The sequence below is a fragment of the Stappia sp. 28M-7 genome (assembly GCF_014252955.1).
Taxonomy (GTDB): domain Bacteria; phylum Pseudomonadota; class Alphaproteobacteria; order Rhizobiales; family Stappiaceae; genus Stappia.
In genome coordinates this window covers 1914228-1924389 of record NZ_JACMIA010000001.1, presented here as the reverse complement: position 1 = coordinate 1924389, position 10162 = coordinate 1914228, and the positions used below count along the sequence as shown (strand labels likewise).

General features: G+C 65.2%; 9 protein-coding genes. All 9 read right to left on the bottom strand.

The window, feature by feature from the left end:
• Window positions 1–25 precede the first annotated feature (25 nt).
• Entirely contained in the window at window positions 26–1015 is a 990-nt protein-coding gene (gene galE, locus H7H34_RS08495; protein WP_185924914.1) for a UDP-glucose 4-epimerase GalE, read from the bottom strand.
• A gap of 140 nt (window positions 1016–1155) precedes the next feature.
• A complete protein-coding gene (cysN, locus tag H7H34_RS08490; RefSeq protein ID WP_185924913.1) occupies window positions 1156–3057 on the bottom strand; it encodes a sulfate adenylyltransferase subunit CysN in 1902 nt (633 codons plus the stop codon).
• A 2-nt stretch (window positions 3058–3059) separates the two neighbouring features.
• Entirely contained in the window at window positions 3060–3968 is a 909-nt protein-coding gene (cysD, locus tag H7H34_RS08485) for a sulfate adenylyltransferase subunit CysD (protein WP_185926480.1), read from the bottom strand.
• A 323-nt stretch (window positions 3969–4291) separates the two neighbouring features.
• The gene (locus tag H7H34_RS08480) at window positions 4292–5044 is read right to left on the bottom strand and encodes a class I SAM-dependent methyltransferase (RefSeq protein ID WP_120270879.1); all 753 of its coding nucleotides are present in this window, start codon (window positions 5042–5044) and stop codon (window positions 4292–4294) included.
• Window positions 5044–5913: a class I SAM-dependent methyltransferase gene (locus tag H7H34_RS08475; RefSeq protein ID WP_185924912.1), complete on the bottom strand. Its 870-nt coding sequence runs from the start codon at window positions 5911–5913 to the stop codon at window positions 5044–5046. Before H7H34_RS08475 ends, H7H34_RS08480 begins: the two co-directional genes overlap by 1 nt.
• 17 nt (window positions 5914–5930) lie before the next feature.
• A complete protein-coding gene (locus H7H34_RS08470) occupies window positions 5931–7253 on the bottom strand; it encodes a rhamnan synthesis F family protein (RefSeq protein WP_185924911.1) in 1323 nt (440 codons plus the stop codon).
• An 11-nt stretch (window positions 7254–7264) separates the two neighbouring features.
• Window positions 7265–8134: a glucose-1-phosphate thymidylyltransferase RfbA gene (rfbA, locus tag H7H34_RS08465; protein WP_185924910.1), complete on the bottom strand. Its 870-nt coding sequence runs from the start codon at window positions 8132–8134 to the stop codon at window positions 7265–7267.
• Window positions 8131–9006, bottom strand: coding sequence for a dTDP-4-dehydrorhamnose reductase (gene rfbD, locus H7H34_RS08460; RefSeq protein ID WP_185924909.1), 876 nt, complete (start codon window positions 9004–9006; stop codon window positions 8131–8133). Before rfbD ends, rfbA begins: the two co-directional genes overlap by 4 nt.
• Window positions 9007–9013: 7 nt before the next feature.
• Window positions 9014–10036 (bottom strand): NAD-dependent epimerase/dehydratase family protein, encoded by a 1023-nt coding sequence (locus H7H34_RS08455; protein WP_185924908.1) that lies wholly within the window; start codon window positions 10034–10036, stop codon window positions 9014–9016.
• Between the last annotated feature and the right edge of the window lie 126 nt (window positions 10037–10162).

The window sequence follows — 10162 nt, the reverse complement described above, 5'->3', positions numbered from 1 at the left end:
CTGTCCCGATCTGCAGGTCTTGCATTCAGTTCTTGTACGCGCCGCGCTGATGCCAGCGCCAGGCGTCGGAAATCATGTCCTCGAGAGCGGACCGCTGCGGATCCCAGCCCAGTTCCGTCCGCGCCCTGGTTGAGCCGCACACGAGCTGCGTGGCATCGCCCTCGCGTCTGGCCCCCTCCAGCACCGGCACCGGCTGGCCGGTAACGCGGCTCGCCGCCTCGATCACCTCGCGCACGGAGAACCCCCGTCCCGTGCCAAGGCAGAAGACGCGATTGCTGTTGCCCTGCCTCAGCCATTGGAGGCCGGACAGATGCGCGTCGACGAGATCGCAGACATGGACGTAGTCGCGGATGCAGGTCCCGTCCGGCGTCTGGTAGTCGGTGCCGAAGATGGTGATGGCCTCGCGCCGACCGCTGATCGCGTCGAGCACCAGCGGAATGAGATGGGTTTCGGGAACGTGGCACTCGCCGATCTCCCCGTCGGGATCGGCGCCGGCCACGTTGAAATACCGGAAGATGGTGTGGCGCAGGCCGGCCGAGACGGAGAAGTCCCGCAGCATGTCCTCGATCGCCCGCTTCGAGGCGCCATAGGCGTTGATCGGCGCCTGCGAGGTGTCCTCGTCCAGCACCACGCCGTCCTGTTCGCCATAGGTCGCACAGGTCGATGAAAAGACGAAGTCGAGGCACCCGGCGGCCGTCGCTGCCTCGATGAGATTGAGCGTCGCCGAGACGTTGCCGCGCCAATAGCGGCCCGGATCCTTGATCGACTCGCCCACTTGCGAAAGTGCCGCGAAGTGCATGACGGCGACCGGCTTCCAGCGGGCGAAGACCTCATCGAGGCGCGCCCGGTCGGAAAGATCGCCTTCCTCCAGCGGACCGAAGCGCACCGCCTCCCGCCAGCCGGTGACGAAATTGTCGAAGGTAACGGGCAGATAGCCTGCGCGGCGCAGCGCCTTGCAGCAATGGGAGCCGATATAGCCGCCCCCGCCCGTCACCAGAACAGTCTCTTCCGCCATGCCACCGATTCCCGTCTCTCGGTATGTTGCAGTGCATCATGGTCAGCCGTCGCAGCAACATTGTGACGCTGGTCACACGGTTGCCGATCCGGCGGCTGGCGGTCCCCGGCTTCGTCCGATCCACGAAGCCGGGACCGAACTCAGATCAGGTTCTGCGCCTCCAGATAGGCGATGATTTCATCGACGATCTCCTCTGGGTCGCGGCCCATCGTGCGGATGTGGATTTCCGGATTTTCCGGCGCCTCGTAGGGGCTGTCGACGCCGGTAAAGTTGCGCAGCTCGCCTGCATCCGCCTTCCGGTAGAGACCCTTGGGGTCGCGCCGGCGGCATTCCTCGATGGGCGTGTCGACGAAGACCTCGATGAAGCGCCCTTCCGGGAACAGTTCGCGCGCCATGGCACGCTCGCTGCGGAACGGCGAGATGAAGGAGATCAGCGTCAGCAGGCCGGCATCGACGAACAGCCGCGCCACCTCGCCCACCCTTCGGATGTTCTCCACCCGGTCGACATCGGTGAACCCGAGATCGCGGTTGAGCCCGTGGCGCACGTTGTCGCCGTCCAGCGTGTAGGTGTGACGGCCGCGGACATGCAGTTTCTTTTCCAGAAGCGAGGCGACCGTCGACTTGCCCGAGCCGGACAGGCCCGTGAACCACAGCGCCGCCGGCGTCTGGCCGAGACTCTGCGCGCGCGCCGCCTGGTCCACTTCCAGCGCCTGCCAGTGGATGTTGGTCGCCCGCCGCAGGGCGAACCAGACCATGCCGGCGCCGACCGTCGCATTGGTCAGCCGGTCGATCAGGATGAACGAGCCGGTGGTGCGGTTGGCCTCGTACGGATCGAAGGCGACCGGCACCGTCATCGCCAGATTGGCGAAGGCGATCTCGTTCAGCTCCAGCGTCTTGGCCGCGGCCCGCTCGAACGTATTGACGTTGATCTTGTGCTTGATCTCCGTCACCGAGGCGGTGATCGTCCGCGTGCCGATCTTGAGCAGGTAGGAGCGGCCCGGCAGCAGCGCCTCTTCCGACATCCAGATCAGATGCGCGGCAAACTGGTCGGCAACATCCGGACGGGCGGCAGCAGCGGCGATGACATCGCCGCGCGAGGCGTCGATCTCGTCGTTCAACACCAGGGTCACGGCCTCGCCGGAGCCGGCGCTTTGCGTCTCGCCCACCTGGGACAGGATGCTCTTGACCGTCGAAGTCCGGCCCGAGGCCGCGACCACCACCTCGTCGCCGACACTGACGCGGCCGCCGGCAATCGTGCCGGAAAAGCCGCGGAAGTCGAGGTTCGGGCGGTTCACCCACTGGACGGGGAATCGGAACGGGCGGGCATCGTCGTCGCGGCCGACCTCGACCGTCTCCAGATGCTCCAGCAACGTCGGCCCCTCGTACCAGGGCATGTTCTCGCCGGCTGCAGTGACGTTGTCGCCGAAGCGCGCAGACATGGGGATCGCCACCAGCGTCTCGAAGTCGAAGCCTTGCGCGAAGGCGCGGAACTCCGCCTCGATCTGGTTGAACCGCTCCTGCGAATAGCCGACCAGGTCGATCTTGTTGATGGCGAGCACCACATGGTGGATGCCCAGCAGCGAGGCGATGAAGGCGTGCCGGCGCGTCTGGGTCATCAGCCCGTTGCGCGCATCGACCAGCAGGACGGCAAGATCGGCGGTCGAGGCGCCGGTCGCCATGTTGCGGGTGTACTGCTCGTGGCCGGGCGTATCGGCGACGATGAACTTGCGCCGGTCGGTCGCAAAGAAGCGATAGGCGACGTCGATGGTGATGCCCTGCTCGCGCTCGGCCTCTAGGCCGTCCACCAGCAGCGCCAGGTCGATGTCGTCGCCGACCGTGCCGTGGCGGGTGGAGTCGCGCTCCAGCGCGGCGAGCTGATCCTCGAAGATCAGCTTGGTGTCGTAGAGCAGGCGCCCGATCAGGGTGGACTTGCCGTCGTCCACGCTGCCGCAGGTCAGGAAGCGCAGCTGGTCCTTGTTGACCTGGGACAGGATGTACTCGCGCACGGCCTCGTCGGAGGCGGACGGATCCGGATTGCGCATGGTCAGAAATACCCCTCGCGCTTCTTCTTTTCCATCGAGGCGCTGTCGTCGTGGTCGATCAGGCGGCCCGAGCGTTCGGAGGTGCGGGCAACCAGCATCTCGCGGATGATCGCCGGCAGCGTGTCCGCATCGGACTCGATCGCGCCGGTCAGCGGATAGCAACCGAGCGTGCGGAAGCGCACCAACAGGTCCTCCACCCGGTCGTCAGGACCGATCGGCATGCGCTCGTCGTCGACCATGATCAGCATGCCGTCGCGCCGCACCACCGGTCGCCGCTTGGCGTAGTAGAGCGGCACGATGGGGATGTTCTCCAGCAGGATGTACTGCCAGATGTCGAGCTCGGTCCAATTGGACAGCGGGAACGCACGGATCGACTCGCCCTTGGCGATGCGTCCGTTATAGAGGTTCCACAGTTCCGGACGCTGGTTCTTCGGGTCCCAGGCATGGGCCTTGCTGCGGAACGAGAAGACGCGCTCCTTGGCGCGGCTCTTTTCCTCGTCGCGCCGGGCGCCGCCGAAGGCCGCGTCGAAGCCGTACTTGTCGAGCGCCTGCTTCAGGGCCTCGGTCTTCATCACATGCGTGTGCACGGAGGAGCCGTGGCTGAAGGGGCCGATGCCCTGCCGGATGCCGTCCTCGTTCGTATGCACGATGAGATCCGCACCGATCCGCTTCGCCGTCTCGTCGCGAAAGGCAATCATCTCGCGGAACTTCCACGTCGTGTCGACATGCATCAGGGGGAAAGGCAGGCGCGAGGGCGCGAAGGCCTTCATCGCCAGATGCAGCAGGACGGAGGAATCCTTGCCGATCGAATAGAGCATCACCGGATTGCGGAACTCGGCCGCCACCTCCCGGATGATGTGGATGCTTTCCGCCTCGAGCGTCCTGAGATTGTCGAGGCGGCCGGGCGCCATCACGTCTTCTTGCAAGTTCGACCCTTCCTCATGCATCAAGCCACCTCGCGCCGCATCGCAGTCCCGCTTGCAGCGAGACCGTCGCGGTGGTGCGCAAGGCGAGCCGCTTCCTGGCTGCCGGATTGTCCGTACTGGCTCTGATGGCCTGTTCCGCCCCCGCCTGCCGCACCTTTGCGCGGCATGATCGGGCTCCCTGGCGAACGGAAGGACCGGCGGCTGAAAACCGCTTCGACACTCATTCCGTGCACTCCTTCTAGTTGCTCGGTGCGGTGCGATCAAGCCGTTGGAACAGCGTCCCAAACCGACGTTTTTCTCTACCTGCCCTAGCGTTCGAGACGCCGCAACACGGCCCCGGTCTGCCCGAGGCGCCCATCCGGCACGATCTCGCGATATCCCTCAACGTATTTCTCGACGGCAAAGCCGAGCTTTTCCGCCCAAAGCTCGATCACATTGCGTTCGATGAACATGTTCATCACCGGCTTCGTCCCGTTTCTCTGCTGCTCGACACTGCCGAGGAAGACCGGGAAATGGCCGCGATTGCCGAACTCCAGGAACGAGAACAGGAACGTCCCGCCCGGCCGCAGCACCCGGCTCACCTCCTCCATGTAGAGGTAGGTTTCCTCGTGCAGCAGATGCGTGAACAGGCTGAACGAGTAGACGATGTCGGCGGACGCATCCTCTGCCGGGATCTTCAGGTTCGTGGAGATATGGAAGCGGTAGTCGGCCGGCGTATGGGCGCGGGCATAGTCGATCAGGTCCTTGACCACATCGATGCCCAGATAGCCGTAGCTGCCGCTCTCGGCCAACTGCCTTGCGGTCCGGCCGCTGCCGCAGCCCAGATCGATCAGGCTGTCGCCGTCCTTGAGGCCCAGCGAGCGCAGCAACTCCAGATGTATCCGGCCCTGAATGTCGTAGTGCCCGCCGACGGCCAGCGACATCGCCTCGTCCAGCGGGTGGCTCTCCTTGAGATTGCGGACATGGCGCTCGTAGTCGCGCTGGAAGTGCGGCTTCTCCGCTTCCGCGCGCGCCTTGGCGCCCGTCAGCGCGCCGACGATACGCTGCACGATCCCGCCCATCACGCGCTCTTCCGCTTCCTGGCGACGAAGGTCAGCGCCGGCCCGTTGACATGGCCCGGATCGTCCTTGCCGATCTCCACGTCGAAACCGAGCGTGTCGAACAGGCGTAGCAGCGAGTCCTTCTCGACCCAGCGGGTCACCCGCTCGGCGCCGCCGCAAAAGCCCTTCCAGTCGAGCGCCTGCTGGACATAGGTCTGCCGGCTCATGGTCAGCGGCACGCCGCGATGTTCGGTCGTCTCGGGCGCGGCGAAGCGGTTGGCATAGACCGGATGGCGCGACAGGATGTCGTGGTCGTAGTAATGGGTCCAGATGCCGATGGCATCGGCGCTCCGGCACATCGCCTCGATCAGCGCCACCGGATCGCTCATGTGGTAGAGCACGCCGCTCGCGACGATGGCGTCGAAGCGGCGCGGCTCCTCCTCGAGATATTTCAGGAAATCCCCGAGCAGGAACCGGGCCTTGTGCAGCCCGTAGTTGTTCTTGACGATCAGGCACTTGAGATAGGCGCGGGTGTTCGCCTCGATGGAGGTGATCGAGGCCGCCCCCTTCATCTGCAGCATGTAGGTGTGGCTGCCCTCCAGCGGCCCCAGCTCCAGCACGTGCTTGTTCACATACCCGCCGCTGGCGCGCTCGAAGAAGTCGACGCGCGGATCGGCGTAGAAGGCCGGCTTGCCGTTGGGCGGCAGGCCCGGCAGGGCCCCCGACCATTCGCCCTCGAACAGGTCGACGGCGTTTTCCGCGCGTGCCGGGCGCATGTCGTAGCGCTCGTCGAGCGCTGCGTCCTGATGCCCGCGTGCGTTTCGCGGCGACACCGCGCGCCGCACCCCTGCAAGCGTGCCGATAAGCCGGCCGAGCAGCCTGTTTGCCATGGTTGCTGCCCTCATTCTCAGATCGAGCCGTAGCGGAACAGGACCTTCTTGAGGCCCTTGTAGTAGCGCCCCATCCCCTTGCTGCGGATGTCGACGCGGATTTCCTCGGCGAACGGCAGGTCGAGCTCGTCGATGATCTTGTTGATCTGCTCGAACGTGTAGACGCCGCGATAGACCAGATCGCGCTTCAGGATCGGGATGCCGAGGAACTTGTAGTAGAGAAATCCGCCGAAATGGATCTGGTTGCGCTCGGTCAGAAGCTTGACGTATCCCTCGATGAACTCGGCCACCTTGAAGTCGCTGAGGTTGCGCCGGCTCTGGAAGTCGTAGCGCAGGTCCAGCGCCTTGGTGACGTCGTCGTCGTCGGCAAGGGAAGTGCCCTTGGCCCGGGCCGTATTGACGAGATCGGCGAAGCGCTCGATGAACTGGCCCTGGGCCAGCGCCTCTTCCGAGATCGCCTGGCTGGAGCGCATCTCGATCAGCTTGTAGAGCTGCTTGCGCAGCAGGTTTCTGTTGCGGAACGGCACGAGGTCGATGGTCGAGCGCAGTTCGCCGAAATCCATGCCGACGAGGATGTTGTAGACCTCGACCGGGTTGACGATGATGTGCGGGCCCTGGCCGACCTTGCGCAGCACGCATTTGGTCAGCCCCACCTCGCCCTTGTGCACCGACCAGCGTCGGGTGCTGATCGGCAGGTACTTGTCCCAATATTCCAGGAAGGCCGGCGCCTCGATCACGTCGCGGTTGAAGGCCAGCAGGAACGACTGGACGTGGTAGTGGTGCTCGAACACTTCCGTCAGGCCGATGAACGGCTCGTTGGCGTCCAGCTTGGCGAAGATCTCGTCGAGACCGTTCGGCAGGTAATAGACGCTGTCGTTCATCAGAATCAGCTTGTCGATCACCGGCTCGCGCTTGCGCAGCAGGCTGAAGCCGTCCTTGTAGGCGCCGAAGTCGCGGCCCAGGTTCTCGCGCTCGATCAACAGATGGCAGTTGTCCAGCAGGTCCTCGCGCACATCGCCGCTCGCCCGCATGTTGGTGACGAAGACGATGTTGATGCCGCGCGCGTTGAGCGCGTCGATGGCCGTTCGGGTGAAGACCTGGATGTCCGCTTTCGTGTAGATCACGAAGATCGCGAAGCGCTTGCCCTCATGCGAGCGGCGCCCCTCGCTCACGCCGAGGATGCGGCGCTTTTCCGAATAGAGCTTGGGGTCCAGCCGGCAGACGAAGCGGGCATAGACCTCGTAGGGCATGATGACGACGAAGTACCAGTACAGGTACCAGAGCCGGTTGATGATCTTGTAGAAGAAGAAGATGACTGGGTGGATGACCTGCCCGAGCATGTTCCGTCTGCCTATTTTCGTCCGCTGATCTGCAGGAGGTACTCGCCATACAGCGTCTTGGCGAGCGGCTTGGCGAGTTCGGCGACATCTTCCGGGGTGATCCAGCGGTTCACCATGGCGATCTCTTCCAGGCAGGCGACCTTCAGCCCCTGCCGGTGCTCGATCGCCCGGATGAATTCCGAAGCCTCCATCAGGCTGTCATGGGTGCCGGTGTCGAGCCAGGCAAAGCCTCGGCCGAGCTTTTCCACCGTCAGCTGCCCTGCCTCGAGATAGCGGCGGTTGATATCGGTGATTTCCAGCTCGCCGCGCGCGGATGGGCGCACCTGATGGGCATGTTCCACCACCTTGGCATCGTAGAAATAGAGCCCTGCGACAGCCCAGTTCGACTTCGGGCTCGTCGGCTTTTCCTCAAGCGACACCGCGCGTCCCGCCTCGTCGAACTCGACGACGCCGTAACGCTGCGGATCCTGCACGTGATAGGCGAAGACCTTGCCGCCGGCGGTCAGGGCCGAGGCCTTGACCAAGCGCTCGGACAGGCCGTGGCCGTAGAAGATGTTGTCGCCGAGCACGAGGGCGCAGGGGCTGCCGTCGATGAAGCGCTCGCCCAGGATGAAGGCTTCCGCCAGGCCCCGCGGCTCCTCCTGCACCACGTAGGACAGGCGGATGCCCCACTGGCTGCCGTCGCCCAGCAGCGCCTCGTAGCTTGGCAGATCGCGCGGCGTGGAGATGATCAGGATCTCGCGGATGCCCGCCAGCATCAGAACCGACAGCGGGTAGTAGATCATCGGCTTGTCGTAGACCGGCAGCAGCTGCTTGCTGGTCACCCGCGTCAGCGGATAAAGGCGGGTACCGGACCCGCCGGCGAGCACGATGCCTCTCACGCCAGGTACCCCTTCTCGGCCAGATACGCCTCGAGCGCTTCCTGCCAGGGGCGCGGGGCGCCGATCGCCTTGGAGAGCTTGTCGTTCGACAGGACCGAATAGGCCGGCCGGCGTGCCGGCGTCGGGAACTCGGACGAGGGGATCGCCTCGACGCTCGCCTTGGTCCCGGACCTGCGGATGATCTCCTCGGCAAAGCCGTGCCAGGTCGTCGCGCCGGAATTCACCACATGCCAGGTGCCGGCCGGCACCTCGTCGCGCAGCATGGTCAGCAGCGCGGCGGCGATGTCCTTGGTCGAGGTCGGCGACATGTGCTGGTCGGCGACGACGCGCAGGTGCCCGCGCTCGCGGCCGAAGCGGATCATCGTCTCGACGAAGTTGCCGCCCTTGCCGCTGGCGCCGGCCACGCCGAACAGCGAGGCGACGCGCAGGATCAGCGTGTTCTCGCAGGCGAGCCGGGCCAGATCCTCACCCATCGCCTTGCTGGCGCCGTAGACGTTGACCGGCGCGCGCGGGTCGGCCTCGTCGAGAGGCTCACGCTTGTCCTGGCCGCCAAACACGTAGTCGGTCGACACATGGACGAAGCGCGCCGACTTCGCCTGCGCCAGTTCGCCGAGCAGCGCAACCAGATGGGCATTGATGGTGAAGGCCTGCTGGGCGTTGCCCTCGACCTCGTCGGTCTTGTGGTAGCTGGAGCAGTTCACCAGCACATCGAAGTCGGCCGTCGAGAGCAGCTCACGCACCCGGTCGAAATCGGCAAGGTCGAGCCGGTCGCGGCCGACGGGAACAATGTCGAGCACGCCGCCAGCCGCATCGTTCGCCCGGCGGATGTCCGTACCGAGCTGGCCGCCGGGACCAAGAAGGATCGTCTTCATGGGAACCTCAGATGCGCAGGATGCCGCCGTTGAGCTCGAGCTCCTTGATGCGTTCATGCCAGGTCACGAGTTCCTTGTACCAGGCGAGCGTGATGGTCTGGGTCGTCTTGTCGGTGCGCCCGTCCTCCAGCGCCGCCAGCACATCGCGCACACCGTCGACCGCGGTCAGTTCGGCCTTGAAGCCGAGCGCCTCGATCTTGTCGAAGCCGACCCGGTAGGAACGGTGGTCGGGGTCTCCGTACCATTCGATGGCGACATCGTTCGGCAGCGTGTCGGCGACGATCTGTGCCAGCGGGCCGATCTGGTAGTTGTTCTCGTCCGAGCCGACGTTGAAGATCTGGCCGTTGATCCTGTCGGCCGGGGCGCTCAGCATGAAGATCTGGGCACGGGCCGTGTCGCGCACATGCACCATCGGGCGCCACTGGGTGCCGTCGCGCATCAGAGGCAGCTTGCCGGTCTTCCAGGCGCCGAACACCATGCCGTTGATCGCGAGATCGAAGCGCATGCGCGGGCTGTAGCCGTAGACCGTCGCCTGGCGCAGCACCACCACCGTGAAATCGTCGGAGGCGAGCGGCAGCACGCCGTGTTCGGCCATCTCGTTGGCGCGCGCATAGGCGGTCAGCGGATTGGTCGGGGTGGTCTCGGTGGCGATCACGCCGGGCTCCTGGAAGCCGTAGAGGCTGCAGGAGGACGGCAGCACGTAGCGCTTGACGCCGGCCTCGCGGGCGAGCCTGGCGGTGCGAACGCGCGAGATGTGGTTGATCTGGTCGGTCTCGCGGCTGAACTCCTCGCCGGACGGGTCGTTGGAGATGGCGACGAGGTCGATCACGTGATCGATGCCGGACAGCAGCGCCGGGTCGATCAGCCGGGCATCCTGGCGGACGATCTCCAGCCGCTCGTGCTCGGGCAACAGGTCTCGGCCGAAGAAGAAGCGGTCGACCGCGCGCACCGCATAGCCTTCTTCCAGCAGCAACGGCACCAGGGTCGTGCCGATATAGCCGCCCGCGCCTGTGACCAGAACAGTTTCCATGCAAACACCGACCGCGTTTCGAGTTGTAGGCCGACAGAACTGTCAGCCCCTTGCATTTCCAGGAAGGCACCCTGCCCCGGATGCCTTCTTCCCTGCCCGACTCTCGCCCAGGATCACGCGACGTCG